Source organism: Caulobacter sp. GW822-FHT07D08, assembly GCF_058798735.1.
The window spans coordinates 1-25169 of the sequence record NZ_JBXAKU010000014.1; the positions used below are offsets into that span (position 1 = coordinate 1).

The 25169-nt window shown below is 64.9% G+C and carries 23 protein-coding genes, 2 tRNA genes and 1 pseudogene; 17 read left to right on the forward strand and 9 right to left on the reverse strand.

Annotated elements, in window-relative coordinates:
- Nucleotides 1–393 precede the first annotated feature (393 nt).
- Nucleotides 394–828: an Xre family toxin-antitoxin system antitoxin gene (locus tag AC1RJ9_RS21100; protein ID WP_492881687.1), complete on the forward strand. Its 435-nt coding sequence runs from the start codon at nt 394–396 to the stop codon at nt 826–828.
- Nucleotides 829–1057: 229 nt separating this feature from the next.
- Here the strand turns inward: AC1RJ9_RS21100 and AC1RJ9_RS21105 are convergent, their stop codons facing one another.
- Nucleotides 1058–2347, reverse strand: a complete 1290-nt coding sequence (locus AC1RJ9_RS21105; RefSeq protein ID WP_492839922.1) for a protein NO VEIN domain-containing protein — start codon at nt 2345–2347, stop codon at nt 1058–1060.
- Nucleotides 2348–2362: 15 nt separating this feature from the next.
- Between AC1RJ9_RS21105 and AC1RJ9_RS21110 the strand changes: the two genes are divergently transcribed.
- The 3 genes from AC1RJ9_RS21110 (at nt 2363) to AC1RJ9_RS21120 (ending at nt 3567) form a co-directional block, all read left to right on the forward strand.
- Complete coding sequence (locus AC1RJ9_RS21110; protein ID WP_492839923.1) at nt 2363–2695, forward strand: hypothetical protein; 333 nt, start codon at nt 2363–2365, stop codon at nt 2693–2695.
- Nucleotides 2696–2786: 91 nt separating this feature from the next.
- Nucleotides 2787–3092, forward strand: a complete 306-nt coding sequence (locus AC1RJ9_RS21115) for a hypothetical protein (protein ID WP_492839924.1) — start codon at nt 2787–2789, stop codon at nt 3090–3092.
- A gap of 70 nt (nt 3093–3162) precedes the next feature.
- The gene (locus AC1RJ9_RS21120) at nt 3163–3567 is read left to right on the forward strand and encodes a helix-turn-helix domain-containing protein (RefSeq protein ID WP_492839925.1); all 405 of its coding nucleotides are present in this window, start codon (nt 3163–3165) and stop codon (nt 3565–3567) included.
- A 291-nt stretch (nt 3568–3858) separates the two neighbouring features.
- Here the strand turns inward: AC1RJ9_RS21120 and AC1RJ9_RS21125 are convergent, their stop codons facing one another.
- The 3 genes from AC1RJ9_RS21125 to AC1RJ9_RS21135 all read right to left on the reverse strand — a co-directional run bounded on the left by AC1RJ9_RS21125 (nt 3859) and on the right by AC1RJ9_RS21135 (nt 6990).
- Complete coding sequence (locus AC1RJ9_RS21125; RefSeq protein WP_492839926.1) at nt 3859–5823, reverse strand: hypothetical protein; 1965 nt, start codon at nt 5821–5823, stop codon at nt 3859–3861.
- A 330-nt stretch (nt 5824–6153) separates the two neighbouring features.
- A tRNA-Val gene (locus tag AC1RJ9_RS21130) sits at nt 6154–6228 on the reverse strand.
- 48 nt (nt 6229–6276) lie between these two features.
- On the reverse strand, nt 6277–6990 hold the full coding sequence (locus tag AC1RJ9_RS21135; protein ID WP_492839927.1) for an HAD-IA family hydrolase: 714 nt from the start codon (nt 6988–6990) through the stop codon (nt 6277–6279).
- Nucleotides 6991–7058: 68 nt separating this feature from the next.
- Between AC1RJ9_RS21135 and glmU the strand changes: the two genes are divergently transcribed.
- From glmU to AC1RJ9_RS21170, 7 genes are all read left to right on the forward strand, one after another.
- Entirely contained in the window at nt 7059–8447 is a 1389-nt protein-coding gene (gene glmU / locus AC1RJ9_RS21140; protein WP_492839928.1) for a bifunctional UDP-N-acetylglucosamine diphosphorylase/glucosamine-1-phosphate N-acetyltransferase GlmU, read from the forward strand.
- A complete protein-coding gene (gene rpiA / locus AC1RJ9_RS21145; RefSeq protein WP_492839929.1) occupies nt 8444–9127 on the forward strand; it encodes a ribose-5-phosphate isomerase RpiA in 684 nt (227 codons plus the stop codon). Before glmU ends, rpiA begins: the two co-directional genes overlap by 4 nt.
- Before the next feature lie 42 nt (nt 9128–9169).
- Complete coding sequence (gene gor / locus AC1RJ9_RS21150; protein WP_492839930.1) at nt 9170–10570, forward strand: glutathione-disulfide reductase; 1401 nt, start codon at nt 9170–9172, stop codon at nt 10568–10570.
- Nucleotides 10567–11802, forward strand: coding sequence for an O-antigen ligase family protein (locus AC1RJ9_RS21155; RefSeq protein WP_492839931.1), 1236 nt, complete (start codon nt 10567–10569; stop codon nt 11800–11802). The genes gor and AC1RJ9_RS21155 overlap by 4 nt, the downstream gene beginning before the upstream one ends.
- Nucleotides 11803–11914: 112 nt before the next feature.
- Entirely contained in the window at nt 11915–13294 is a 1380-nt protein-coding gene (locus AC1RJ9_RS21160; protein ID WP_492839932.1) for a class II 3-deoxy-7-phosphoheptulonate synthase, read from the forward strand.
- Between the two features lie 134 nt (nt 13295–13428).
- Complete coding sequence (locus AC1RJ9_RS21165) at nt 13429–15219, forward strand: long-chain-acyl-CoA synthetase (RefSeq protein ID WP_492839933.1); 1791 nt, start codon at nt 13429–13431, stop codon at nt 15217–15219.
- An 8-nt stretch (nt 15220–15227) separates the two neighbouring features.
- Nucleotides 15228–16067 (forward strand): alpha/beta hydrolase, encoded by an 840-nt coding sequence (locus tag AC1RJ9_RS21170; RefSeq protein WP_492839934.1) that lies wholly within the window; start codon nt 15228–15230, stop codon nt 16065–16067.
- Here the strand turns inward: AC1RJ9_RS21170 and AC1RJ9_RS21175 are convergent.
- Together AC1RJ9_RS21175 and AC1RJ9_RS21180 are read right to left on the reverse strand one after the other, a co-directional pair.
- A complete protein-coding gene (locus AC1RJ9_RS21175) occupies nt 16064–16966 on the reverse strand; it encodes a M23 family metallopeptidase (protein ID WP_492839935.1) in 903 nt (300 codons plus the stop codon). The genes AC1RJ9_RS21170 and AC1RJ9_RS21175 overlap by 4 nt on opposite strands.
- A 2-nt stretch (nt 16967–16968) precedes the next feature.
- A complete protein-coding gene (locus AC1RJ9_RS21180) occupies nt 16969–17622 on the reverse strand; it encodes a hypothetical protein (protein WP_492839936.1) in 654 nt (217 codons plus the stop codon).
- A 186-nt stretch (nt 17623–17808) separates the two neighbouring features.
- Between AC1RJ9_RS21180 and panD the strand changes: the two genes are divergently transcribed.
- The 3 genes and pseudogenes from panD to AC1RJ9_RS21195 form a co-directional block, all read left to right on the forward strand.
- Nucleotides 17809–18165: an aspartate 1-decarboxylase gene (gene panD / locus AC1RJ9_RS21185; protein WP_099576484.1), complete on the forward strand. Its 357-nt coding sequence runs from the start codon at nt 17809–17811 to the stop codon at nt 18163–18165.
- A complete protein-coding gene (locus AC1RJ9_RS21190; protein WP_492839937.1) occupies nt 18165–18626 on the forward strand; it encodes a hypothetical protein in 462 nt (153 codons plus the stop codon). Before panD ends, AC1RJ9_RS21190 begins: the two co-directional genes overlap by 1 nt.
- 5 nt (nt 18627–18631) lie before the next feature.
- Nucleotides 18632–18730: pseudogene (locus AC1RJ9_RS21195) on the forward strand (hypothetical protein); the annotation flags it as partial.
- A gap of 14 nt (nt 18731–18744) precedes the next feature.
- Here the strand turns inward: AC1RJ9_RS21195 and AC1RJ9_RS21200 are convergent.
- A complete protein-coding gene (locus AC1RJ9_RS21200; RefSeq protein WP_492839938.1) occupies nt 18745–19494 on the reverse strand; it encodes an SIMPL domain-containing protein in 750 nt (249 codons plus the stop codon).
- 151 nt (nt 19495–19645) lie between these two features.
- On the opposite strand from AC1RJ9_RS21200, the gene AC1RJ9_RS21205 reads away from it, so the two are divergent.
- Together AC1RJ9_RS21205 and AC1RJ9_RS21210 are read left to right on the forward strand one after the other, a co-directional pair.
- A tRNA-Ile gene (locus AC1RJ9_RS21205) sits at nt 19646–19721 on the forward strand.
- Between the two features lie 523 nt (nt 19722–20244).
- The gene (locus AC1RJ9_RS21210) at nt 20245–21651 is read left to right on the forward strand and encodes a hypothetical protein (protein ID WP_492839939.1); all 1407 of its coding nucleotides are present in this window, start codon (nt 20245–20247) and stop codon (nt 21649–21651) included.
- A 448-nt stretch (nt 21652–22099) separates the two neighbouring features.
- On the opposite strand, the gene AC1RJ9_RS21215 is transcribed toward AC1RJ9_RS21210, so the two are convergent.
- A complete protein-coding gene (locus AC1RJ9_RS21215; protein ID WP_492839940.1) occupies nt 22100–23311 on the reverse strand; it encodes a phosphatidylserine decarboxylase in 1212 nt (403 codons plus the stop codon).
- Between the two features lie 344 nt (nt 23312–23655).
- Here AC1RJ9_RS21215 and AC1RJ9_RS21220 point away from each other — a divergent pair, with 344 nt between their 5' ends.
- On the forward strand, nt 23656–23970 hold the full coding sequence (locus tag AC1RJ9_RS21220; RefSeq protein ID WP_492839941.1) for a hypothetical protein: 315 nt from the start codon (nt 23656–23658) through the stop codon (nt 23968–23970).
- Here the strand turns inward: AC1RJ9_RS21220 and AC1RJ9_RS21225 are convergent.
- Nucleotides 23967–25076 carry a hypothetical protein gene (locus tag AC1RJ9_RS21225; protein ID WP_492839942.1) on the reverse strand — a complete coding sequence of 370 codons (1110 nt, stop codon included), beginning with the start codon at nt 25074–25076 and terminating at the stop codon, nt 23967–23969. The genes AC1RJ9_RS21220 and AC1RJ9_RS21225 overlap by 4 nt on opposite strands.
- Between the last annotated feature and the right edge of the window lie 93 nt (nt 25077–25169).

Consider the following 25169-nt stretch of genomic DNA (forward strand, 5'->3'; position numbering starts at 1 on the left):
CGACCGCTTCAACATCCAGTGGCATCGGCACACCGGCGCCTGGTTCTGCCTGCACCGGGGCAAATCACTCGCCCAAGTGTGTGCCGCCAACGATTTGAGTCCACTCCGCCAAGCAAAACGACTCCCTTGCGCCAAGTAGCTGACTCTTTGTACCGGTGTGGATCGCGCTTGGCGTGAATAGCTCGGCCGGCGGCAAGGCGCGCAGCTATCAGCCAGCGCAGCGCGTTGCCGCCCGCCTCACCAACAAATGTTCAGCTGCCGGGAGGGGGTCTGGGGGAGGTCGCGTAGTTGAGGTTAGCGCGAAGGAGCTTTCGCTCAGGTGTAAATCTCGCCTGACTGGTATTGTCGCCGGTGCCTAGATCTGGGCGCATAGAAAGCGGTTATCAGGGGACGATGATGCCTCGCCAAAATGTGGCCATTGAAACGCTTCTGGGAATTGGGGACTTCGCGCGAGTATCTCCTTTGGCTCTAGCCCATTCCATCGAGGCAGGTCTTCCCGTGTCAGCGTTGGAGCAGATCGCGGCGATCATTGCGCCAGATGACGCCCGCTTCAAATATCGCTTGGTCCCAAAGGCGACATTGCGGAGGCGTATAAAGTCCAATGGACAGCTATCAACAGACGAGAGCGATCGCCTGTTCCGGCTTGCCAAGGTCTTCAGCTTCGCTCTTGAGATTTATGGGAAGCCGGAAAAGGTTCGCGAATTTCTGCAACGGCCCCACCAGATGCTTGAGGGCAAGCCCCCGCTCGATGTGGCCCTGGCCACAAGTCCAGGAGCCGATCTGGTCGTCAATCTTCTCGGTAGGGCAGCCTACGGAAGCGCGGTTTGACTAGTCCACGGCGAAGTCGGCAGGCTATGCGCTGTTGCAGCCGTTGTGCGCCATTAGTGGAGTTTGGATTTCAACCTGCAACGCGAAATTGAACGGAATCAACGATCGGCTGCGTGCCGCGCGCCGGATTCGCTGAGGTGATAGTTTCGATAAGGCCATTCCGAAATCAGTCGTCATGCCCTTGCGTAGCGCCACCGATAGAAATGAGCTCTCGGCCTTTTTGCTGCAACTAGCGCCGTCTGCTGAACGTGTAGCGAATGCTGTCGCCCGCGATATTGAGGGAGCCATCGGCTTCCGGGCTGAGCGGATTAGGCAGGATATCGATCGTCGTTTGGCCTGTCTGGCCGACATTCGCGACATAGGCGATCACATAGCGCTCGGGAGCCCGCGCTCGCGCGACGTCGCGCGCTCGCCGAACCTCGGTCTCTCCCATTTCGAACTGGCAGGGATCCTCGGTGCTCGCCTTAACCTCGATATACCAAGTCTGTTTGTTGAAACGGATGCAGAAGTCGTACCCAAGACCATCGTCGCCCTCGCGGCCGATGAACAGCCGTGCATTGCCCGATACCCAGCAGCGGTCAATGTCTTGGCCGGGCTGCCGCGCCTTTAGCCAGTGATAGACAGACAACTCGCCTAAGCGACCAATCATATCCTTTTTCTCTTGTGGTACGCTGCTGTAGGTGCCGCCGCCACTTCCCCGGCCACGCCGTTTCCTGCGCGCGGCCTCGGCCGGCGCGAGGTCAGCGAATGCGCCAATCGGCCGGTTCAAGACCTTCTTCGACAAGCCTTCGGCGATCTCTTTCGAGAGGCTTAGCCAATCAACTGCGTGCGGATCACGGAGTTCGCCGTTGAGGCGCACCGATCGCGCCTCACGTTCTCGGCTCTCGCGCTCGGCGCGTGCTCTGCGCGCCTCCGCCTCGATCTCAGTCTCGGCGACCCCAAGTTCAGTCCTATCCAGGGTGTACGCCATATCAGCCGGCCAAAGCCGGAGCCGACCGAGCCAGACCAGGATTTCCGCGTCGCTCCACACGCGGCAATCGAACGCGCCGGCATCATCCAGTCGACGCCGGATTTCCGTTTCTGCGAACGCCTGATCGCGCCAAAGTTCGTGAACCTGAGCCGAATGCTGCACGCCCCACGCGCGCACCAATGGCTGCGCGATCTGGGCCACTTTCCTCAGCACCGTCGCATTCGAGGTGCGAACCAGCATCAAGTCGGCCAAGCCGTACGGGTTCTCTCCCAAAGGCGGAGCTCCCGTAGCCGCCAGCCACTTCGCCACATGTTCTGCAAGCTCCGCCTCAGGGACGCGCTCGAACTGTTGGAGCCAGTCGGGATCGGGTTTCAAGGCGCTCAAGGCCTCCCGCGCGGCCTTGTAGCGTGGGTCCGGCTCGAAACCGAAAAGGGTCGGGGCCACCATATTCCGGAGCGCTTCCCCGATCACTATACGGTTGTCTTCGACATAGAAGTTGAGCTGCGCGCTCTGACCATCGGGATCGATGTCCGGAGCGCTGGCTACCACTCGCAGGCGACGATCATGTCCTATTTCAATGATCTGACCTTTGCGGATGTCACCTTCGGCGGGCAAAACTACGACCTTGCCCAAAGCCTTCTGATCAAACGCGATACATTCGCGCATGAGAAAGAGGTGCGCATTTTGCATTTCGACACCCACAAAGTCATTAGCGGCAAGGTCGCCGAGTTTCCCATCAACCCCGCCACGTTGATCGACGATGTGATGCTTGATCCGCGGCTCGACGCCTCAATGGTGGCGACCATCGGCGCTGCGCTGACGGCGGCGGGACATGTTGGGCCTGTCATACAGTCGGACCTCTATCGCCTTCCTTCCCTGACCATCAAGTCGGGCTGACCCGGCTTTGCGCCAATCGGAACCCAGCTTGTAGGGGTGCGCTTTAAGCGTATATAAAGAGCTGACTTGGACTGTAGACGATATCGAGATCGTGTTTGACAACACGGCCACCGATGATCCGGTCGTGACGGCGGATATCAACTATCCGGGCGGCACGCTGTCCGTTATGGCCGCCGCCACGAAAAAGGGGCGTCGTATCGAGTTCGATGGCCTTCACGTACACGGCTCGGGCGGCTCAAACAGTCTTGGTCACGCAAAGATTCGCCGCCTTGCGCGCCTGGTGATGGAGCAGTTGGATATCGATGAAATCTTCATTCGCCCAGCAGTTCGGACGACGGGTGCGAACCCGGGACATCGACCCGGTGACTTCCGGTTCACGCGCTCTCCTAAGCCTTGAGCCCCAGACAGGATTTTCCGCGACCGTCCCTGTGGCGCGAGCACTTATCCGTCGCGGCGTGAAGCCCAGCGTGGCAAAGTCGGTCGTTGAGCGTCTTTCAACCGGCGCGCCGGCTGCTGTTCGGCTCAAGCACTACGATCCCGAGGTTCTCGATCGCGAACTCAACAACGCCCACGTTGGCGTCCAGCGCCAAGACGTGGACATCGCCGAACTCGCCGTTGCGCTCTCCAAGGCGCGCAAAAAGCTTAAGATGAGTCAGGACACGTTTGCGAACGCCGTGGGCCTTAGCGTCAGCACCCTGCGCAACTGGGAGCAGGCGCGCTCGCAACTCGATGAGCCGACCAAGCTTCTGGTGCGTATGGTCGCCTCGGCGCCCGAACTGGCGATCAAGGCCGCAGCGGAAAACTGTGTGACCGAAACTGCTATTGGCCGCCCAGTCGCAAAGAAACCTGCCAAGCAAGCCGCACCCGACTGATTGGCTCAAAAAGCCCAACGCACCTAGGGGCCGCAGCGTAGGCGTAGCTTTCCTCGTCGCTATCCTCCGCGCGCGCCTACGCTAACTGCGAAAATAGTGTCCAGCAGTACGCGAGTGCCGTCGCCTACGCCGTCAAGCTGGCGTTTAGATGTCCGCAAGGAGCAGGGACGAGCAGACCTTGCCTGAAGGACGAAGACGCTTGCGGTTATGCGCGAATAGCGGGGCGGCGGCGTCGCGCCCGATGTGCGTGGAGAAGGAACTTTCTGATCTCCAATCGGCGGTGTGCCGTCGCTACGATGCCCATACCTTATTGAGCACGCCTGCCGCCATCGCTGCTTTGTCCTGGGGGAGGAAGCGTCCATAGTGCTGTGCGATGGTGTCGGGGGTGTCCTGGATCGCATAACTCGCCTGTTCGTATGAGCCGGTCTGCTTGAGAACGTGGGTAGCCAGGACATCGCGCACATTGTGCGGGCCGTGGGGCAGGAGGCCCTCGATCGCGCCGCGGCCGGTGTAGGGGTTGTAGATGCCGTAGCGCTGGATGGTCACCCGCCAGGCCTCGTAGAAGGTGTTCTGGTCGTAGGCGGCCTCGCGGCTTCTCGATTTCATCGTCTTGACGAAGAACACGCCCGGATCCGTCGCGCCGCGTAGGAGGACCGCCCGGTCGGTCGCGATGTACTGCGCGATCTCCTCGTAAAGGCCGCCCAGATCCGGCAGCACCAGCCTGAACGGGTTCTTTCGGAAGTAGCTGGAACCGGCGTTCTTGAACGCGGCGGCGGGGACGAGCACCTCCCAGCCGTTGTCCCGAGCGCTCCAGCGGAGCTCACCGCGCTTCAGGGCCTCCAGCTGACGCTCGGGTGTCGCGGGCCACCCTCTTGGCTTGAAGAGAAGCTGGCGGAGGTTCTTCTGGCGTAAGCCCAGATGCAGGCCGAGGCGGAGCATCAGAAACGCGCGGGTGGCTTCCGCTGCCGAAATCGGATGGCGCCGTCGACTGGGGCGGTAGCGCAGCACTTCCTCAGTGATCTTACGATACTCGCCCACCGGGCTGTCGGCCTCGAGGATCGGCAGGATGGGCTCGAACGGGTCGCGATGGACCCGGCTGACGCGCGCGATCTCCTTGGCGCGAATCAAGGCGTGACGGTGCTGTTCGTCGCAGACGGCGTTCCAGTCTGCCTGGGCGGCGGCCACGTCGGCGGTGGTGATGAGCCCTTCGATCGGCGTCAGGCGCTCGGCCAGGGCTGGTGTCTGTCGCAGCCAGCCCGTCTCGCGCCGGCACAGTGAAGCGCCGAGGATCAGCATCTCGGACTCCCATTGCGTGAAGAACCCGCGCCGCTTTTGTCGCCAGCCAAGGTACCAGTCCCACACCGCCGGGAACGCCAGGAGGCCGAAGGTGACGTCGGCGAGCGCAACGCCGAATCCGCCGACGTCGCCATCGGGCGAGGCGACCAGCGCTCCGAGCATCAAGCCAAGATGCTCCATCTTCTGGTCGGCCGTATCAGGGCCCCAGACACCGGCGCGTTGACGTCCACGACTGGTCAAGGTGGCGCATTTGAACTCGAGGAGATCTTTGGCTTCCGCATCAAGAGCCGGCGGCGCGGCGACCGGACGTGTTCTGCCATCGTCAGGCCAGTACTTTGCCGCGTTTGGCCTGGCCGTACCTGTCGCGGAGAACTGCATGGCGAACCGCTGCTTCATGGCCGCAGCTTGGAAGCGGCGATAGTCGGTCGCGCCGGTGATGATCACCGACTTCACCCAGGCCACGATCTCGTCCCGCTTGGCTTGGGGGAGTTGGGCAAAGTCGTCGGGCAGGTGCCAGGCCATCTGCCGGCGTTCCGGCTCGGGAAGAGGGATCAGGGTCTCGTTGGAGATCATTCTGCCCGGGTGGTGCAGCTTGGCGCGGAAATAGCCGGCCGGCAGCCGCCAGCGCCGTTCGAGCGCGGCTAGGATCCGGAAGCTAGTGGCGCTCCGCGGCGCCTTATCGCCGCGCCGCCAAGCCGTGAAGGTCGTGGTCTCAACCTTGTCGTCGCGACCGCATACCGCCCGGCGAAGGCCATAGCCGGTGTCGTTGTGGCGGCGCATGTGGAGGTCGAGCGCTTCGGCGAAGTCCTCGGGATCATTCCAGTCCTCCCAGAGCGGGGGCGGGAAGGGAACGATGGGACGGGGCGTGCAGCCGCGTTTCTTCTGAGGCGCAGGCGTTCGGTTTGCCGAGTTGTCCGTGGATAGCTGGCCAACGGGCGGCTGTTTGGGCTTACGGGGCATCGAGCACTCTGGAGACGCCGCGCACAACAATGCGGCGGAGTCAGAGACGCTAGACCCCCTAGCGGCGGGCGGTGGCGCTCCAGAAAAAATCCTAAGCCCGCATCCGTTGCTTGGCGCTAGTTCATCGAGCGCCGCCCTCGTCGTTCTTATGAATCTCGATCGGCGTCGGGCGACTGTGAGCGGCCGTATGTTGACGTAGTGCTGGAGACGCAGCGTCGATCCGCAGCGGCAAAATCCGGTTTCTGGCAAATAACTGGCAAGCACCAGCTAGACGCATCGACGAGATGAGATGGAGGTTGGTGTAAGTCTTTGTTTTTTAAGGGGAAGTGATGGTGGATGCGACAGGGATTGAACCTGTGACCCCCTCGGTGTGAACGAGGTGCTCTCCCGCTGAGCTACGCATCCGCCGGTGTGGAGAGGTCCGTGAAGAACCGATCCGCGAGAGGAGGGGGCCTATAGCCCGGTGTTCGGCGCGGGGCAAGAGGCCAAAAGCGTCTTGCAGGCCCGGGGCACATCCAAAAAGCTGTGGATGACCAGATCGGCCCCCAGGGTCTCGACCGGATCCTCCGTGTAGCCGAACGAGACCAGCAGGCCGGGGACGCCGGCGTTGCGGGCCCCCAGGGCGTCGTTGATGCTGTCGCCGACCATCACCGCGCGGGCCAGATCGCCGCCCACGGCCGCGATGGCGGCGGCGACATGGCGGCCGTCGGGCTTGGGCGCGGGGGCCAGGTCCGCGCCGATCACCCCGTCGAACAGCGGCGTCAGGCCCACCGCGTCCAGCAGGGCGACCGACAGGTTGGTCAGCTTGTTGGTGCAGACCACCAGCCTGGCGCCGTCGGCCTTCAGTTCGGTCAGCACCTCGACCACGCCAGGGAAGGGCGCGCTCTCGTCGGCGATGCGGTCCAGGTAGACGGCGATGAAGCGCTCCACGAGCGTCGGGGCGCGGTCGACTCCCAGCGGCGCCCCGGCTGCGGCGAAGCCGCGTTCCAGCAGGGCGCGCGCGCCGCGCCCGACCATCAGCCGAACCTCGTCGAAGGGCAGGGGCGGCAGGGTTTCCTGGGCCAGGATGGTGTTCAGCGCGCCGACCAGGTCGGGGGCGGTGTCGACCAGGGTTCCATCGAGATCAAAGGCGATTGTCGCCCCGTTCAGGTCATGAAGCTCGCTCATGGGTCTGGCCTTTCCGCCAATTGGGCGGCTAATGCAACGCTGGAAGCGTCCCAGGGAGTCGCCCATCCATGACTGATTCCGTTTCGAGCCCACCCCGTCCGCGCGCCGCCGTGATCCTGGCCGCCGGCCAGGGGACGCGGATGAAGTCGCCGACGCCCAAGGTGCTGCACAAGGTCGCCGGCCGGACTCTGCTGGACCTGGCCATCGACGCCGCCGAGGGCCTGAACTGCGAGCGGATCGTCGTCGTGGTCGGCGCGCACAGCCCGCAGGTCGGCGAGAGCGCCCGCAAGCGCCTCGGTCCGAACGCGACGGTCATCCAGGATCCGCCGCTGGGCACCGGCCACGCCGTGCTGGCGGCCAAGGACGCCCTGGCCGATTTCGAGGGCGACGTGGTCGTCACCTATGCCGACTGCCCGCTGACCACGGCCGGGGTGATCGCGCCGCTGTTCGACCTCATCGCGGGCGGGACCGACGTGGCGGTGCTGGGCTTCGAGGCCGCCAACCCGACCGGCTACGGCCGCCTGATCCTGGCCCCGGGCCATGTGCTGCTGCGCATCGTCGAGGAGAAGGACGCCGACCTCGCCACCAAGCAGGTCAAGCACTGCAATTCCGGGGTCCTGGCCGCAGACCGCGCGACGCTATTCAGCCTGCTGGCCGACGTCCGCAACGACAATAGCAAGGGCGAGTACTACCTGACCGACGTCGTCGGCCTGGCCCACGATCGCAAGCTCTCGACCCGCGCGGCCTTCGCCCCCGAGCCGGCGGTTCAGGGTGTCAACTCGCAAGCCGAGTTGGCCGCCGCCGAGGCGGTCTGGCAGCGCGGCCGCCGCAACGTCCTGCTGACCGAGGGCGTGACCATGCCCGCGCCCGAGACCGTCCACCTGTCGTGGGACACGAAGATCGCTGGCGGCGCCGTCGTCGAACAGTTCGTAGTCTTCGGCCCGGGCGTCAGCGTCGAGACCGGCGCGGTGATCAAGGCCTTCAGCCACCTTGAAGGGGCGGCGGTGGGCGAGGGCGCGCTGATCGGTCCCTACGCCCGCCTGCGGCCGGGCGCCGAGATCGGGCCCGAAGCCCACATCGGCAACTTCGTCGAGGTCAAGAAGGTCAAGGTCGGGGCGGGCGCCAAGGCCAACCACCTCAGCTATCTCGGCGACGGCTCGATCGGCGAGAAGGCCAACATCGGGGCCGGTACGATCTTCTGCAATTACGACGGCTTCGAGAAGTTCGAGACCCATGTCGGCAAGGGCGCCTTTATCGGCTCCAACAGCGCCCTGGTCGCGCCGGTCCGGATCGGCGACGGAGCGATGACCGGCTCGGGCTCGGTGATCACCAAGGATGTCGAGGGCGGGGCCCTGGCCCTGACGCGTCCGGAACAGAAGACCAAGGCCGGCTGGGCGACGAAGTTTCGCGCCCTCAAGCAGGCCGCCAAGGACAAGAAGAAGGGCGGCAAGAAATGAGCGTCGACGACCAGAAGCGTATCTCCGGCGAAGCCGCCGCCGAACTCGTCGAGAACGGGATGGTGGTGGGTCTGGGCACCGGCTCGACGGCCGCCTGGTTCGTCAAGGCGCTGGCCGCCCGCGAGCTGAGCGACATCCGTGGCGTGCCGACCTCGGACGCCACCGGGGCCCTGGCGCGCGAGCTGGGCATCCCGCTGGTGGCGCTGGACGACGTCAAGACCATCGACCTGACGGTGGACGGCGCCGACGAGGTTGGTCCGGGCCTCAGCCTGATCAAGGGCGGCGGCGCGGCCCTGCTGCGCGAGAAGCTGGTCTGGGAAGCTTCCAGCCGTTGTGTCGTCATCGCCGACGCGGCCAAGAAGGTCGACGCTCTGGGCAAGTTCCCGCTGCCGATCGAGGTGGTCCGCTTCGGCCACGTCCATACCAGCTGGCGCCTGGCCGACATCGCGGCCGAGTTCGATCTGCCGCCGCCGCGCCTGCGCATGGCCGAGCGGGGCGTGGTGGTCACCGACGGCGGCAACCTGATCTACGACATGGCCTCCGGCGTCATCGCCGAACCCACGGCCCTGGCCGCCGCGCTGAAGAGCGTCACCGGCGTGGTCGACCACGGCCTGTTCCTCGACCTCGCCGACGAAGCCCTGTTCGGCACGGACGAGGGTGTGGTGCGCCTCGTTCCCTGACATCCTACATAAGCCGACCAGTTAAGGTTCCGGAGGCCGGTGATGGCTGACTACGACTTCGATCTCTTCGTCATCGGCGCCGGCTCGGGCGGCGTGCGGGCGGCCCGTCTGGCGGCCATGAGCGGCGCCAAGGTCGCCGTGGCCGAGGAATACCGGGTCGGCGGCACCTGCGTGATCCGCGGCTGCGTGCCCAAGAAGTTCATGGTCTACGCCAGCGAGGTCACCAGCCAGCTGAAGACCGCCAAGGGCTATGGCTGGACGATCGAGGGCGCCAAGTTCGACTGGAAGGGCTTCCTGCACGACAAGGACGTCGAGATCGCCCGCCTGTCGGGCATCTACGTCACCAACCTGCAGAAAGCCGGCGCGCACCTGCTGCACGGCCGCGCCCAGATCGTCAACGCTCACACCGTCGAGGTGCTGCCCAAGGAGGGGAGCAACGATGCCGGAACCTACACCGCCAAGAAGATCCTGGTCGCCACCGGCGGTCGTCCGGTGAAGCCCGACTTCCCGGGCGCGGAGTTCGGGATCACCTCGGACGAGGCCTTCCACCTCCCCAAGCTGCCCAAGAGCATCCTGGTCGTCGGCGGCGGCTATATCGCCGTCGAGTTCGCGGGCATCTTCAACGGTCTGGGCGTCGAGACCACGCTGCTCTATCGCGGCGCCAACATCCTGCGCGGCTTCGACGACGATGTCCGCTCGCACCTGGCCGAGGAGCTGGAGAAGCGCGGCGTCAAGGTGGTGCTGGGCTGCTCGCACACCAGCATCGAGAAGCAGGCGGACGGCACGCTGCTCAGCACCTTGACCAGCGACCTGACCTTCGAGACCGAAGCGGTGATGTTCGCCACCGGCCGGGAGCCCTACGTCCACGGCCTGGGCCTGGAGAAGGTCGGCGTGAAGCTGAACGACAAGGGCGCGATCGCGGTCGACGCGCACTCCAAGACCAGCGTCGCCAGCATCTGGGCCGTGGGCGACGTCACCGACCGCATCAACCTGACGCCCGTGGCCATCCGCGAAGGCGCGGCCTTCGCCCAGACCGAATTCTACGACAATCCGACCACCTTCGATCACGACCTGGTCGCCTCGGCGGTGTTCTCGCAGCCGCCGGTCGGCTCGGTCGGCATGACCGAGGCCGAGGCCCGCCACGCGTTCGGCACGGTCGACGTCTATCGCTCGGTGTTCCGTCCGATGAAGATCACCTTCTACGGCGGCCAGGAGCGGTGCCTGATGAAGCTGGTGGTCAAGGCCGACGACCAGAAGGTGCTCGGTGTGCACGTGGTGGGTCCGGACTCGCCCGAGATCATCCAGATGGCCGCCATCGCCGTGAAGATGGGCGTGACCAAGCCCCAATGGGACTCGACCTGCGCGGTTCACCCGACCCTGGCCGAGGAACTGGTCACGATGCGCGAGAAGTATACGCCGGTCGAAGTCGGCGGGGTTGGATGACGCTGGCGGTGGCTTCTGCCGAGAGCCCCGAGCGCCGCACCCGGTGGCTGGGCGTGCTCGCCGTCTTTCTGATGGTGATGACGCCGCTGGTCGGCTACCTGGCGCCGCTGGGCTTCGCGCCGCTGCTGGCCGTGGTCGGCCTGCTGGCGACGCCAGGCCTGGCGCGATCGCGCCCGCCGCTGTTGCCGATGTTCGCCCTGATGCTGCTGGTGCTGTGGGCGCTGGTCAGCCTGAACTGGAGTCCGGCCGCCCCGGCGCTGTCAGAGCTCAAGCGCGACAAGGACGTCGGCGCCTTCACCGCCCTCAAGCTGGTGCTGCAACTGGGCCTCTACGGGACCGCCGTCGCGGTGCTCGGAACCATGTCGCAACGTTCGGCGCGGCTGGCGGGGCGGGTGATGCTGTTCGGCATGATCGCCTTGGCCGCCTTCACCTTCATCGACGCCGCGATGGGGGCGAGGATCTACCAGGCGATACGGGCCGCGACCCACGATCCGATCCGGCCCGACCTGGCGGTGGTGAAGGTGTCGCTGCCGATCTATCCGCTGGTGCTGCTGTTCTGGCCCTGCGTGCGTTTGCTGGACGCCTGGGGCTTCCGCGGCCGCAACGTGCTGATCGCGACCATGGCGCTGATGATCCTGGCCGCTTCCCACTTCACCAGCGCCGACGCTTCGGGCGCGGCTCTGCTGCTGGGCGGAGTCGTCTGGCTGGGGACGCGGATCATCGGCAAGCCGTTCGTGCGCGGCATGATCCCGGCGATCTCGACCCTGTTCATCTTCGCGCCGATGGTGGTGCTGTGGGGCGTGCGCTCGGGCCTGTTCGCCTGGCTGCACGTGATCGCCCCGCCCTCGTGGGACGCGCGCCTGAACATCTGGGCCTTCGCCGCCAACAAGATCGTCGAGCACGCCCTGCGCGGCTGGGGTGTCGACGCCAGCCGGACCTTCGGTAACGCCATCCCACTGCACACTCACAACGCCGCCCTGCAGCTGTGGCTGGAGCTGGGCGCGCTGGGCGCGGCCCTGGCGGCGGCGTTCTTCGCCTGGGTGCTGTACCGGATCGTGGCCTGGACCGGCGAGAACCGCCGCGACGGCGCGATGGCGGCCGCCACCCTGACCGCGTACGTGATGATCGGCGGCCTCAGCTTCGGCGTCTGGCAGGAGTGGTGGCTGGCGCTCGGCGTCATCGCCGCCATCGGCTGTGCGATCGCGCAAAAATCGAGCGCTCCACGGCGTTAGCGCGACCGTCACGTTTCTCGCTCGGGCGGATCGGCGGTGTTCAGCCGCATGATTTTGCCTTTTGGTTCCTTTCGCGGTATCTACGCCGCCCTTTCAGTTATCGAGCCTTGCCATGACCGCCCGCTGGACCCCCGCCGCCTGGAGAGCCAAGCCCGCCAAGCACATGCCCACCGATTATCCGGACATGGGCGCGGTGGAGCGAGTCGAGCAGACGCTGCGCCAGATGCCGCCGCTGGTCTTCGCCGGCGAGGCGCGCCGCCTGAAAAGCCTGCTGGGCGACGTGGCCGAGGGCCGGGCCTTCCTGCTGCAGGGCGGCGACTGCGCCGAGAGCTTCAAGGAATTCCACGCGGACAACATCCGCGACACCTTCCGCCTGATCCTGCAGATGGCGGTGGTGCTGACCTTCGCCGGCGGCAAGCCGGTGGTGAAGGTGGGCCGCATCGCCGGCCAGTTCGCCAAGCCGCGCTCCGAGCCCATCGAGACGATCGACGGCGAGACCCTGCCGTCCTATCGCGGCGACATCATCAACGGCATGGACTTCACGGCCGAGGAACGCGTGCCGGATCCGGATCGCCTGCTGAAGGCCTATGGCCAGTCGGCGGCGACCCTGAACCTGCTGCGCGCCTTCGCCAGCGGCGGCTACGCTGATCTGCACAACATCCACCGTTGGACCCTGGGCTTTGTCGGCGACAGCCCGCAGGGCGCGCGTTACCGCGAACTGTCGGACAAGATCACCGAGAGCCTGGCCTTCATGGCCGCCATTGGCGTCACGCCCCAGAGCCACCCGGGCATGCACCAGGTGGAGTTCTTCACCAGCCACGAGGCCCTGCTGCTGGGCTTCGAGGAAGCCATGACTCGCATCGATAGCACCTCGGGCGACTGGTACGACACCAGCGCCCACTTGCTGTGGATCGGCGAGCGCACCCGCCAGCTGGACGGCGCGCACGTCGAATTCATGAAGGGCGTGAAGAACCCGATCGGCATGAAGTGCGGCCCGACCATGGAGGCCGACGATCTCCTGCGCCTGATCGACGTGCTGAACCCCAACAACGAGTCGGGCCGTCTGACGCTGTACGGCCGCTTCGGTTCGGACAAGATCGCCGATCGCCTGCCGCGCCTGATGCGGGCGACCAAGTCGGCCGGTCGTTCGGTGGTTTGGGCCACCGACCCGATGCACGGCAACACGCTGAAGGCCTCGACCGGCTACAAGACCCGTCCGTTCGACCGCATCTTGAGCGAAGTGAAGAGCTTCGTGGAGATCGCCCAGGCCGAGGGCGTCCATCCGGGCGGCGTCCACCTGGAGATGACCGGCCAGAACGTCACCGAATGCCTGGGCGGCGCGCGCGCGGTTTCCGAGACCGAGCTCGCCGACCGCTACCACACGCACTGCGACCCGCGTCTGAACGGCGAGCAGGCGCTGGAGCTGGCCTTCCTGGTGGCCGAGAAGCTGAAGTCGGCCCGCGACGAGCAACGCCGTCTCGCTGCCGGCTGACGATCAGCGCCGGATACGGCGATCCTGACTGATCGCCGTTCAGGTTGGGCGAACATTGAAAGGTTTGCGATGCAGCGCGCGGCGTCTTGACCCGTCGCGCGGCGCTCTCCAATGGTTGTTTAAGGGAGAGACGAATGCGTTTGCGTCAGACAATCAAGCGGGAAATCCGGTTTCTGAAGGGACTTTCCCGGACGCTCAAGCGCGTGAAGTCGATTGCTCCCGACAGCCCGAACCTGATCTGTGACGACCTGGAAGCCGCGGTCGACAAGTGGCGCGATCGCCCGGCGATCACCTTCGAAGGCAAGTCGGTCACCTACGCCGAGCTGGACGCCATCGCCAATCGCTATGCCCATTGGGCCAAGGGGCTGGGGCTGACGAGGGGCCAGACCGTGGCGCTGTTCATGCCCAATCGCCTCGAATACCTGGCGATCTGGTATGGCCTGACCAAGGTCGGCGTGGCCACGGCCCTGATCAACAACCAGCTGACCGGCGCGGCGCTGGCGCACTGCCTGAACATCTCTCAGGCCCTGCATTGCATCGTCGACCCCGAGACCTCGCCCTGCTTCGAGGACGTCAAGGGCCAGCTGGAGCGCCACATGCACCAGTGGGTGCTGGGGCCTGTGACCGGCGAGCAGCGCGACCTGATCAAGGCGCTGAAGAGCTGCAGTCAGTTGCGTCCCGACCGCGAGACGGCCCGCGACGGCATCGTCGCCAAGGACACCGCGCTCTACATCTTCACCAGCGGCACGACGGGCCTGCCCAAGGCCGCGCGCATCACCCACATGCGCGCCCAGCTCTATATGCGCGGTTTCGCCGGCTCCACCGGTTCGAAAGAGACCGACCGCATCTACGTGACCCTGCCGCTGTACCACGCCACCGGCGGCCTCTGCGCCATGGGCGCGGGCCTGCTGAACGGCGGTTCGATCGTGCTGCGCAAGAAGTTCTCGGCCACCCACTTCTGGCCCGAGATCGTCGCCGAGAACTGCACGATGTTCGTCTATATCGGCGAGCTGTGCCGCTACCTGGCCAACCAGCCCGAGCACGAGCTGGAGCGCGCCCACAAGATCCGCATGATCTTCGGCAACGGCCTGCGTCCCGACGTTTGGAACGACATGCTGGACCGTTTCAGGGTCGGCGAGGTGCTGGAGTTCTACGGCGCGACCGAGGGCAACGTCTCGCTGTTCAACTTCGATGGCCGGCGCGGCGCGATCGGCCGGATCCCCGGCTATCTGAAGAAGAAGTTCAACATCCGCATCGTCAAGTTCGACGTCGAGGCCGAGATGCCGATCCGCGGCCCGAACGGCTGCTGCATCGAGGTCGCGCCGGGCGAGGTCGGGGAGTGCATCGGCCATATCGGCAGCGACGCCCGCTCGAATTACACCGGCTATGCCGACAAGGCCGCCACCGAGAAGAAGGTGCTGCACGACGTCTTCCAGAAGGGGGACGCCTGGTTCCGCACCGGCGACCTGATGAAGGTCGACGGCGACGGCTACATCTATTTCGTCGACCGTATCGGCGACACCTTCCGCTGGAAGGGCGAGAACGTCGCCACCAGCGAGGTGTCCGAACGCATCGCGGGCTTCGAAGGCGTGCTGGAAGTCAACGTCTACGGCGTCAAGGTCGGGGACCTGGACGGCAAGGCCGGCATGGCGGCGCTGGTCGTGGAAGGAGGCTTCGACATCGAGGCTTTCGGCAAGCACGTCGACGAGCAGCTGCCCAGCTACGCCCGTCCGCTGTTCGTGCGCCTGCAGCAGCAGATCGAGACGACCGGCACCTTCAAGTACCGCAAGATCGACCTGGTCAATGACGGCTTCGACCCGGCCAAGACCCGGGACCCGTTGTACTTCCGCGATCCGGCCAAGGGCTATGTGAAGATCACCAAGGCCCTGCACGCCAAGATCGAGAGCGGGGCTTTTAAACTTTAGGGCCGTCCGTGACCAAAGGAGCGATCAAGCGCCTGCTGGCCGCGTTCTCGCCGCTGCAACTGTTCGCCCTGATCGCGCCGAAGGACCTCGCGCGGCGCGTGACCCACGACGCGGGGCATGCAGAGGGACCGCGCGGCGGGCTTGATGTCTACGCGCCGCCAAAGGCCGACGGCCCGGCGCCGGTGGCGATCTTCTTCTACGGCGGCTCCTGGGAGACCGGCCGCCGCCAGGACTATCGCTGGGTGGCGCGCGCCCTGGCCGCCCAGGGCTTCCTGGCGCTGGTCCCGGACTACCGGCTCTATCCCGAGGTCCGCTATCCGGGCTTCCTGGAGGATGGCGCGGCGGCGGTGCGCTGGGCGGTCGACAACGCCGCCAGCCTGGGCGGCGATCCTGGCCGCATCGTTCTGATCGGCCACTCGGCCGGCGCCTACAACGCCGCCATGCTGGCCTTGGACCCGCGCTGGCTGCGCGCCGTCGCGGTCGAACCCAGCGTGATCCGCGCCTTCGTCGGCCTGTCAGGACCCTATGCCTTCCTGCCGCTGGAGAGCCCGGTGACGATCCGCACCTTTGGCGAGGCGGACGATCTCGCCGCCACCCAGCCGGCCGCCTTCGCGCGCGCCGACGCGCCGTCGGCGTTTCTGGCCACCGGTGAGCAGGACACGGTGGTCCGCCCCCGCAACACTCGCAAGCTGGCCGCCGCCCTGCGCGAGGCAGGCGCCAGGGTCGAGGAGCGCCACTACCCCGGCATGGGCCACGCCGGTCCGGTGCTGGCCCTGTCGCGCCTGTTTCGCGGCAAGTCGACGGTGTTGGCGGACATGGTCGCCTTCCTCAAGACAGCCGTAGGCTAGCCTCCGCAGGTCTGGCCGTTCAGCTTGCGCTGATAGGCCTCGGCCAGGCTGAGATACGGCGGCAGGAAGGTCTGAAGCGCCACGGCCTTGCCGTCGGTGGTCACGCCCGCCACGCCGGCCCGCAGCTCGAAGTGCAGGTGGATGGTCGTCGGCGTGCCCCCGAAATCGTTCGATACCTTGCCCAGCTTCTGGCCCTTGGCGACCTGGTCGCCTTCCTTCACCGCCAGGGTCGACATCCGCATGTGCAGGTAGCGGTAGGTGTAGTGCGGCTGGGCCTTGGCCACGAGGGTGACGCTGTACGAGCCGATGTCCGTGATCGTGCCGGCCTCGGCGGCCACGGCCCAGTGCTCGTTCTTCTTGCAGGTGGCCGGACGGATGTCCTGCCCCTGGTGACCCGTGCCGGCGCCGGCGCACAGCGGGTTCGCGCGCGAGCGGGCCTCGCAGAAGGTGTCGTGCCAGGGCAGGCTGTAGTTCAGCGCATCGCACTGGCTGGGCTTGCCGGGCGGACCCATGCCGCCGCCGGGGCCGTAGACCTGCGAGTTCGGGAAGCCGGCCTCGGCCAGCGGCCAGCACATGTTCGGCGACCAGACCGTGCGGTCCAGATAGCCCGGACCCTGGCCGGCCGGGATCGCGCCGGCCGGCGCGTGGTCGAACGTGGCCGGCGAGGGCGCGGGCGGATCGGCTGGCTGCGGCGCGGGATCGGGGCTGGGCGGCACGGGTTCGCTGGACGGCTGCTCGGCCCCGCCGTCGGCCGGGGTGTCGTCGGGCTGGGGCGGACCCGGCTCGGGCGAGGGCGGCTTGGGCGTCTCGCCGGGCGCCGGAGGCTTGGTGGTGTCGTCGCAGGCGGCCAGCGGCGCGAGGGCCAGGGCGGCGACCAGCAGGAGCGGGGAGAGGCGCATGGTCAACCTCCCAGCCCGGCGGCTTCGCGGGCCGCCTTGCCCATCACCACGGCGGTGGTCTTGCCGACCAGGCCCAGCACATAGTTGTCGTCGGCGCAGCGCGGGTCGCCGGCGGAGTCGCAGCGGATCTCCACCGTGTAGAGCACACCGTAGCGCACGAAGCTGGCCAACTGGCCGTCGACCGTGCGCTGGATCGTCAGCATCTCCGGCCCGGTCTCGATCTTCAGCGGCCTGGACGCCGGCATCGGCACGGTGACGGTCGTGCCGCTCAACGAGACGCGGCCGCCAGCGGTGTTGCTGGTGATCGTGTAGTAGTCGCCGAAGCTGTAGATCCGCGCCCCGGCCGTCAGCTTGGCGTCCCGGGGCAGCAGGATCGGCACGGCGGTCATGTCGACCTGCTCGCGGTTCAGGTTGCTCGCCAGGCTCTCGCCGACATTGGCCGACTGGCGCAGGCCGCCGACGGCGCCTTGCCAGTCCACGCGGCCGCGCGGCCGGGCGGTCAGCGCCGCGATCCCGGGGCGGACAGCCGCCGCGCCGGGAATCGGCGCACCGGTCGCATCCCGCGTCTGCGCCTTGCCGGTCGAGATCCACGCCGCGCCCGCGAGCACGCTCACGGCGACGGCCCCCGCCATCGCCCACCCTCTTGAATGACGCATGGCACCCCCACAGAACCGCGTTCTTTCAAACCCTAGCGCGAAAAGGTCGTGGTGTTAACCATTGGTCCCGCGCCGAGGTGCGATTGAACGGTTGTGGGTTCGTGTCTATATGGCGTGACCTGTTTCGGGCCTTGTGTGTGGCGGCCTTGAGAATTCCATTTCGTTCAAAGGGATAGAGCCCCCGCCATGCTGCTCACCATGCTGAAGGCCAAACTGCACCGGGCCACGGTGACCCAGGCCGACCTGGACTACGAAGGCTCGATCGCCATCGACCGCGACCTGCTGGACGCCTCGGGCATCCTGCCGAACGAGCAGGTCGATGTTCTGAACATCACCAACGGCGCCCGCTTCACCACCTACGCCATCGAGGCCCCGCGCGGTTCGAAGGTCATCGGCGTCAACGGCGCCGCCGCTCGCCTGGTGCAGAAGAACGACCTGGTGATCGTCGTGACCTACTGTCAGATGGCGGCGGAAGAGGCCCGCAACTACGCCCCGACCGTCGTGCTGCTGGACGAAGGCAACCTGATCAAGAAGGCGGCCTGATGCGTCGTATCGCGCTCGCTGTTCTCGCCGCCGCGGGCCTATCGGCCTGTTCGCCGAAGCTGCCTTCGGGCGTGGACGAGGCCGTCCTGACCCAGTCGGTCGGCAAGTCGATCGGCTCGCCCTCGACCTGCGTCGTGATCGCCGACGCCAGCGGCAAGCTGGTGTGGCGTGGCGGCGGCTATGTCACCTGCTCGCGCAACCTGCCGTCCTGCGAAGGCGCGCAGACCACGGCCGAGAGCTTGCTGAAGGCAAGCCTGGGCAAGCCGGCCCGCTTCATCAGCTGCGCCAGCGGCGGGGCCAACGGCGCCACGGTCGGCTGGTCCATCGGCCCGGTGCCGACCGGCGAGGGCAAGCCGCCGCGCGGCCTGACCTATGTCGCGGTCATGGAGGGCGAGCGGGCCCTGCCGGGGCTGGAGATCAAGGATCGTGTCGAGCGGGCCTTCAAGAAGGCGGGCTTCTAGGAAGCGAAAACCTCGTCCTTCGACAGGCTCAGGATGAGGTTTTCGACTCAATCACCGCGAGAAGTAGCCCTCACCCTGAGCTTGTCGAAGGGCGAGGGCGGCTCCAGGCGGATATCGCCTACTTGGCGGCTTCGTACGTCGCGCTGACGTCGATGCGGACCTTCAGTTCACCGGCCGCGATGCTGGTCGAGTCGGCCATCTCGCGCTTGGCCATGGCGAACACCGGCATCGGGGGCGGCGCGGGCTGGTAGCCGCCGCCTTCGCTCAGATTGACCAGGCGCACGGCCTTGTAGCCGGTGGCGCGGCCATAGAGCTCGGCCTTGGCCTGCAGGGCCTTCACGGCTTCCAGGCGCGCGGCGTCCTCGGCGGCCTGGGGATTGATGAGGCCGAAGCTGATGCCGTTGACCGTGTTGGCGCCGGCATTGACCGTGGCGTCGACCGTCGCGCCCAGCTTGGCCAGGTCGCGGACCGTGATCGTCACCTGGTTCGAGGCCTGGTAGCCGGTCAGCTTCGGCGGCTGGTTCTGCTCATAGGCGTACTGGGCGTTAAGGTTGAGGTTCGAGGTCTGGACGTCGCGCTCGGCGATCCCGGCCTTCTTCAGGGCGGCCATCACCTGGTTCATGCGCGCGCCGTTGGCCTTCAGGGCCTCGCCTGCGGTCAGGGCCTCGGTCTGCACGCCCAGGGTGATGGTGGCCATGTCCGGCGCCACGCGGGTCTCGCCATAGGCCGACAGGCTGAAGGTCGTGGCCTTGAACGCCGAGTCGGCGCTGGTCTGGGCCAGGGCCGGGGCGGCGGCGCCCATCAGCAGCGCGCCGCCGATCAGGGCGGGCAGGATGAAGGCGGCGGGGTGGCGCGCGGTGTTGGTCATCGTTCTTTTCTCCAGGTCCGTCCAAGGCAAGGGAAGCGCTGCTGGACAGCTATGCGTTCCCTGATGACAGCTCCAACCTGAACCGGAGCTTTAAGCCGCGTTCGGCTCATGCTAATCCGCCGCTCTCGCGTACGCTCACACGTATCCGCGCGGGCCTGTAGCTCAATGGTTAGAGCCGACCGCTCATAACGGTCTGGTTGGGGGTTCGAGTCCCTCCAGGCCTACCAAACATAAATTGTTCAATAAAATCAATGACTTACGGGGTTCGGGGCGCTACCACATGGGGCGAGCTAAGCCTTTGAATTCGTTCACTATTGCCTTTTCCAACGCGGATGCCGCCGGCGTCGGCTGTTGGTATAATCGTTGGTATCGCGTCCGATGCCATCACCGATACCAACAGAATGTCGGAATGCTGAGTTCGATCAAAGGCTTACGCGGTAAGCGTTTGCGAGTTCGCGGGCGGCAGAATCGGTAGCGGATGTGTGTCCCACTGCAGGACTCGAACCCGCTACGAACTGAAGTGAGGAGCGTCGAGGCCAATCCGGCGCCTGCGCATCGCCAAATGCGGGAGCCGCGCCTGGTCATGATGCAGGGGCATCCGCCCACAATGTTTGTTCGTCCTGTTCTGAGCCGACATTGCGAACGATCGGCAGGGCAATGAGTGGCTGATTGTGTACCCTCACCCTCGCACGGCTATGCAGTGGTCGGTCGGGCTCGGAATTTAGGACGAACATGTCGAAGCCCCGTCTCATGATCGAACGAGGATCAGGTCCCAATAAGGTGCGTCTGGGTGTCGCCGGAGAGGCTACGCTTGAGAAGCCGTTTTTCACAATCCACGTGAATCATCTAGGTAAAATTCGAGAAGAGACGGTTTGGTGCACCGCTCTAAATATCGATCAGATTGGCACTATGTTGCCGAATGAAATCGATAATGTTGAAAATGGATGTCTGTATTGTGTCCACATAGGTTGTTCTGACAGCTACGCATTCAGTTTATCGACGGATGGTCGCGATGCGATATGCACGGAATACTTTATTTATAACGATGGTGTCATAGAAAAATTCGATGAAAGTCGATATAAGTCTGAACGAAAGTCTATGGCTAGTCGAAATTTGTCACCGTTATATGCCGAAGACGGGCATGAGGCTGGATCTAAGGCGTTTGAGATCGTTTTCTTCTTTGCTGGTGTAAATATTCATTTTCCGTCCGCGATGGAAGGTGTGTCAATATTTCCAATTTCTCCTGGTTTAAGCAACGAATCTACATTCGAAGCTGTAAGGCAATATTTGCTGGATAGCCATACGATAAGCATACCATTTGGTGGCGATCTTAACGATCAGCTTATATATCAGCCGATGTTTTCAGTAAATTTTCATAAAATAGTTGCTCTGACGGAGCAATCTGCATTCGCCTTTGCGACTCGGTTTGTGCAAGATATTTCAACTATCATTGCAAGCGAACGTGGGGACAAACCATTTCCGGTTCTTTCTCTAATTTTGCATCACGAAAATGGAAATTGGCGAATTGATTCTACTAAATATGACTTCCGCGGAAATCTATTGCCGCCAATGTTTTCAAGCGCAAATATGCGTAGGGTTGAATATGTATATCCGATAATTAAATCGAATCCTTATGCTAGGCTTATTGTGGAGTTGTTTGTTCAATCTATATCGGAGCGAGATCGTTCATTCCGATTTTTCCGTCAGTGGGCGATATTAGAATTGATAGCCGATAGGAGAATAACAGCCTCATCGACGCCTCTTCTAAATCTCGATCAAACCCAGATTAAGCTGGGCAGCGGGAAGACACTGACTACCGAAAGGAAAGAAGGCAAGGTTTACTCCTACCTCCGGAGTGGGAGTTTGACCGCCATATATCAGGGGACCCATTCGGGCGTGACGCGTGTCCTAGAAGGATCAGCTGGAGGGGTTGATCAAGGCGGTGGTGTAGTAACCTTATGGGAAGCAGTAGCAGCGTCCTACAATATTAGGAATGAGGTTGCGCACGATGGTCGTTTCGATATTTCAAAGACACCCAGAAATGCCCGTGATAAATTGAGTAAAGAGATATATTCTGGTGTTTTTGGATTTATGGATCGCGCAACTGAATACGCCGTGTGGAAGGAGATTGCACAGATCGCATCGTTGTCTCCGTAGGGGTAGGTGATAGATGTTGTCTAATTCTGCCCTTGGAGTATGAAAACCTAAGGCTGGTGTATCGAGCATTTGTCGATGAGCATTGCTGTTGGTATCGACACCAAAAAGTTGATACGTTTCAACATAAAGTGGATACCTCCAGGCCTACCAACTCTTTGAATTCGTTGATCTGCTCTCTGCCAAGAAAAAGGCCGCCGCCAAGCGCTGGCAGCGGCCCCCTGTTCTAGCGGATAGATGCAGACTGTTGGATCGCGAGGAACTCGTCTGCCGGTACAGGACGGTTCCAAAAACGCTGGTCCGAAACAAGCCTATGCTGGCTCTCGCCTCCTATTGATGGGGGTATGTCGGCGACCTGCTTGATCTGTCCGCACTCGTCCAGCCAGACAGCATAGCAGCGGAAGTTCAGGAGATGGATTTCGGGAGTGCGCATGATGACGCCCTTCTCTCTTCACGCGCAGTGTGCGCGCGAGATCAGTATCCGGCATCCGGAAGGGGCCTCAGGATCGCGCTGCATCCCCCCCCACACCACTGGATACGCATCCGCGATCTTCACGCCCGTCTTGTAGTGAACGCCCGGCTGGGCGACGAAGCTGACGTTGGACTTGGCTTCGAACAGCACGATGATGTCCGAGCCGCCGAACTGGAAGTAGGCCAGCTCCTCGCCCTTGCGGAGGGTGACGCCGACCTCGGCGGTGACGATCACCGACGAGACCTGGCACATGCCGATCGGCAGCACCGCGACCAGGCCGATCGGGGTGTCCAGCACGATCAGGCCGCGGGCCTGGGCGAACTGGTAGCCGGCGGCGTCCGGGGCGTCGAAGGCGCGCAGGGGCTTCAGCTTATGAGCGCCGTTCTCGTCGCCGGCCACCGGCTCGGCCACGACCTCCAGATAGACCTGGCCCGGGATGACGCGCGACTCCAGCACGGTGCCGCCGACCGGTGCGTGCTGGCGGTGATAGTCGTTGGGCCCCAGGAAGGCGTGCATGAACAGGCCGTTCTTGAAGCGGTCCTTGTAGGGACTGCCCTCCATCAGCTCCTCGATCTTCCAGTGCAGGTTCTTGACCGTCACGTGGCTGTCGGTGCGGATCTCCCACTGGCCGGCGAAGGTGGAGTCGGCGGGGGAGACGATGACGCTCTGATCGGCGACCGCCGCTACCGGCCGGTAGCCCGGCTTGAAGTTGCGGGCGAAGAACTGGTTGAAGGTCTTCCAGCCGCCGTGCGGCTCGATGTAGTCGCCCAGATTGTAGCTCGGCGACTTGCGGAAGCTCTCCAGCGAGGCCGGCGTCAGGGATTCCGGCGTGTCGAGGAAGGCGCCCAGGGCGTCGGCATAGTCGACCAGCCATGCCGACAACGGCGTCAGGGGCGCGGCCTTGTTCAGCGGAACGACCTTGTTTTGCAGGTCGATCACCGCGTCCTGGTCGAGCACGAAGTAGAACTTGCAGAGCTTGTTATAGACCTCGCGGCCAGGCTCGTTCTCGCTGGGGACCCAGCGCAGGAAGTCGTTGATATAGACGTAGTAGCTCTCGAGGTCCTTCAGGTCGGCCAGTTCCGGGATGTTCCATGCGCGGGCCTGGGCGACGGCCTTCTCGAACCGCGCCTCCCAGCCATTGTCCTTGATCAGTTTCTGCAGCTTCACGACCACGGGATGCCACTTGCTCATCGTCTGTCCTCCAGGGGCGGGCCGCGCGGCGGCGGGGCGGGTGGGCGAAAGCTCTCTATTCGGGTCTCTGATCTATAGACTACTCATACTTGTATATCTTTACCGCGCTCGCGTAAATGGCGCCGCTCGCCATGGACGACAGTTGGGGTGACCGAGCCGAGACGGACTCCGGTCGGATATGCGTCAGACTCGGACGCATGCGCGCACGCGGGCAATCGACTCTTCCGTCGGTCCTAGGCACATTTGTTAACGGCGAGGACGTTCCGGGCGCCGTCGCGGCCGCGATGCAGACTGGAACGACCGGACGCCGTGACCCCAAGATCCCAGGCCGTAAGGAGGCTGTGATGGACATCGATCCCGACCGCCTGCGCGCGATCGTGGGCGCGCTCGGCGGCGTGGCCGTCTATGGCCTGGTGCAGGTGGGCGCGCCGAGCGGCGCGAGCCCGCGCGAGCTGACGATCCGGCTGGTCTGCGCCACCGCCTCGGCCGTCATCCTGGCGGCGTTCTTCGTCAAGGCGGCGCTGCCGCCGATCTCCTGGGCGCCGATGCGCGAGGCCTATCTGTTCGGCTTCGCGATCGGGGCCTTCAACTGGGACCTGCTGCCGTTGCTGTTCCGCGTGGTCAGGCGCCGCGCGGCCGAGCGGGCGGAGAAGCTTTAGAACCGGCTCGGAAACGCCTTGGTGGTCTTGGCGTCGTTGTAGCGCGCGCCCGGGCAGTCGACGGCGTAGGCGCCTGCGGTCTCGGCCAGGTAGGGGCCGCGGTCGCTGTCGCCGTTCAGGGCGCGGCACGAGACGGCCGTCTTGTAGACCACCGAGCCGTCGTGGCTGAGCTCGTTCATGAAGAGGTCGAAGGCCAGGTCCATCAGGCCGCGCGTGGCGGCCAGGCGCCGGTCGCGGCCGTTGAAGGCGGTGGTGACCTCGCCCTGTTGGGACATCTCGCGGCCCGCCGGGACGGGACCCGCCGCGGCGCCGGCCGCGCTGATCACGCCGCCGGCCAGCATGGCCTCCAGGTCCTGGAAGCGGCCCGAGGCCGTGCCGACGGCTAGCGCGGTGCTGAAGGCGGCGTCGAAGCCGGGACCCAGGCGGCTGGGACCACCGATGGCGGCGGCCTGGGCCGCGCCGACGAGGCCGGCATAGGGCGCGTCATAGATCGAGACGATCAGGTTCTGGTTGACGTAGTAGCCCAGCGCGATGCCGCCGATGGCCCCGCCGGGCAGGGCCAGCACGCGGTCGCGCGAGACGCCCAGCGGGCCGGCGATGGCGGCGCGGGCGATGTCGGGCGTGATCCCGGTCCAGCGCGCCTCGTAGGACGCTTCCAGCGTCTTCTCGCGGACCACCTCGCCGGTGCGCCAGCGCACCAGCCGGAAGGTGACGCGAGCCGAGGCCAGCTTGTCGGTTCCCCACCAGACGTTGGGGCCGCGCAGCTCTTCGAAGGTCGTGTAGAGCATGTATTCGGCGTCGAGCCGCGTCGGGGCCAGCATCTCGGCGCGGCGCAGGTGGTTGTTCAGGCTCTCGACCACCTGGACGCGGGTCGGGCGGGTGGTGACGACGGCGCCGCCATCGAACCAGCGGAACTCCGGCGCGCCTTCGACGGCCTGGACGGCGACGTTGCGATAGAAGGCGCGGGCGGGCGAGGCCTTGGCCACGGCGACCGGCGGCATGGCCGGCTGGCGCAGGGCGGCGACCTCCTCGCGGGTGGCGCAGGCGCTCAAGCCGGCGGCGACGCTCGCCAGTAGGATGGCCAGACGGATGGATTTGGTCGGCATGATCGTGCGCTCCCCCAGATGGGCGGCACTATCCGGCTCAATCCTAAAGAGAGCTTGAAAGGCGAAGCTTCAGGCGAAAAAGAGCCCCTGTCG

What these genes read in the sequence shown, in the direction of transcription:
- AC1RJ9_RS21215 (WP_492839940.1), bottom strand. Translation starts at nt 23,311, where the DNA reads ATGAGCAAGTGGCATCCCGTGGTCGTGAAGCTGCAGAAACTGATCAAG.
- AC1RJ9_RS21135 (WP_492839927.1), bottom strand. Translation starts at nt 6,990, where the DNA reads ATGAGCGAGCTTCATGACCTGAACGGGGCGACAATCGCCTTTGATCTC.
- AC1RJ9_RS21210 (WP_492839939.1), top strand. Translation starts at nt 20,245, where the DNA reads ATGATCGAACGAGGATCAGGTCCCAATAAGGTGCGTCTGGGTGTCGCC.
- glmU (WP_492839928.1), top strand. Translation starts at nt 7,059, where the DNA reads ATGACTGATTCCGTTTCGAGCCCACCCCGTCCGCGCGCCGCCGTGATC.
- AC1RJ9_RS21155 (WP_492839931.1), top strand. Translation starts at nt 10,567, where the DNA reads ATGACGCTGGCGGTGGCTTCTGCCGAGAGCCCCGAGCGCCGCACCCGG.
- AC1RJ9_RS21225 (WP_492839942.1), bottom strand. Translation starts at nt 25,076, where the DNA reads ATGCCGACCAAATCCATCCGTCTGGCCATCCTACTGGCGAGCGTCGCC.
- AC1RJ9_RS21220 (WP_492839941.1), top strand. Translation starts at nt 23,656, where the DNA reads ATGGACATCGATCCCGACCGCCTGCGCGCGATCGTGGGCGCGCTCGGC.
- gor (WP_492839930.1), top strand. Translation starts at nt 9,170, where the DNA reads ATGGCTGACTACGACTTCGATCTCTTCGTCATCGGCGCCGGCTCGGGC.
- rpiA (WP_492839929.1), top strand. Translation starts at nt 8,444, where the DNA reads ATGAGCGTCGACGACCAGAAGCGTATCTCCGGCGAAGCCGCCGCCGAA.
- AC1RJ9_RS21160 (WP_492839932.1), top strand. Translation starts at nt 11,915, where the DNA reads ATGACCGCCCGCTGGACCCCCGCCGCCTGGAGAGCCAAGCCCGCCAAG.
- AC1RJ9_RS21165 (WP_492839933.1), top strand. Translation starts at nt 13,429, where the DNA reads ATGCGTTTGCGTCAGACAATCAAGCGGGAAATCCGGTTTCTGAAGGGA.
- AC1RJ9_RS21200 (WP_492839938.1), bottom strand. Translation starts at nt 19,494, where the DNA reads ATGACCAACACCGCGCGCCACCCCGCCGCCTTCATCCTGCCCGCCCTG.
- AC1RJ9_RS21110 (WP_492839923.1), top strand. Translation starts at nt 2,363, where the DNA reads ATGTCCTATTTCAATGATCTGACCTTTGCGGATGTCACCTTCGGCGGG.
- AC1RJ9_RS21125 (WP_492839926.1), bottom strand. Translation starts at nt 5,823, where the DNA reads ATGCCCCGTAAGCCCAAACAGCCGCCCGTTGGCCAGCTATCCACGGAC.
- AC1RJ9_RS21100 (WP_492881687.1), top strand. Translation starts at nt 394, where the DNA reads ATGATGCCTCGCCAAAATGTGGCCATTGAAACGCTTCTGGGAATTGGG.
- panD (WP_099576484.1), top strand. Translation starts at nt 17,809, where the DNA reads ATGCTGCTCACCATGCTGAAGGCCAAACTGCACCGGGCCACGGTGACC.
- AC1RJ9_RS21180 (WP_492839936.1), bottom strand. Translation starts at nt 17,622, where the DNA reads ATGCGTCATTCAAGAGGGTGGGCGATGGCGGGGGCCGTCGCCGTGAGC.
- AC1RJ9_RS21175 (WP_492839935.1), bottom strand. Translation starts at nt 16,966, where the DNA reads ATGCGCCTCTCCCCGCTCCTGCTGGTCGCCGCCCTGGCCCTCGCGCCG.
- AC1RJ9_RS21190 (WP_492839937.1), top strand. Translation starts at nt 18,165, where the DNA reads ATGCGTCGTATCGCGCTCGCTGTTCTCGCCGCCGCGGGCCTATCGGCC.